Annotated in this window: 1 protein-coding gene; it reads left to right on the top strand. The window is 68.1% G+C overall.

Going from position 1 to position 675, the window contains the following annotated elements; translation table 11 throughout:
* A partial coding sequence (locus DBR34_RS23080; protein WP_258223914.1) for an ATP-binding cassette domain-containing protein occupies nucleotides 1-675 on the top strand: 675 nt, incomplete at both ends.

The following is a 675-nucleotide window of genomic DNA, read 5'->3' as shown; positions in this document are numbered from 1 at the left end:
GGCGGTGATCGTGTGGGTGTCCACCCGCGAAGCCCTGGCGGGCAAGCTCAATGCAGGCCAGTTCATGGGCCTGATGACCTCGATGATGGCCATCATTCCCTCGCTGCGTCGGTTGACCAGCGTGCAGACCTCGATTTCGCGCGGCGTGGCCGCCGCCGAGCGCCTGTTCGGCATCCTCGACCTGCCGGTCGAGCGCGACGAGGGCATCAAGAAGATCGGCCGCGCGCGTGGCGAGCTCGCCTTCGAGCACGTGATGCTGCGCTACCGTGAAGACACCGGCATTGCCCTGGACGACATCAGTTTCGTCGCCAAGCCGGGCACGGTCACCGCCATCGTCGGGCGCTCCGGCAGTGGCAAGACCAGCCTGATCCGTCTGGTGCCGCGTTTCTACGAACCCAACGGTGGCCGCATCACCCTGGACGGCGTTCCGCTGGAGGACTACCCGCTGGCGGACCTGCGCCGCCAGGTGGCCATGGTGGGGCAGAAGGTGATGCTGTTCGACGACAGCGTGGGCGCCAACATCGCCTACGGCATGGATGCCAGCGAAGACCAGATCCGCGCCGCCGCCGAAGCGGCCAACGCCTGGGAGTTCATCGAGCGGATGCCGCAGCAGTTGCAGACGCCGGTGGGCGAGAACGGCGCGCTGCTGTCCGGCGGCCAGCGCCAGCGCCTGGC

It is taken from the genome of Stenotrophomonas sp. HMWF003 (assembly GCF_003061285.1).
In the GTDB taxonomy this organism is placed as follows: domain Bacteria; phylum Pseudomonadota; class Gammaproteobacteria; order Xanthomonadales; family Xanthomonadaceae; genus Stenotrophomonas; species Stenotrophomonas maltophilia_AP.
The sequence above is the reverse complement of the archived record's forward strand: the minus strand, read 5'-3'. Positions and strand labels throughout refer to the sequence as shown.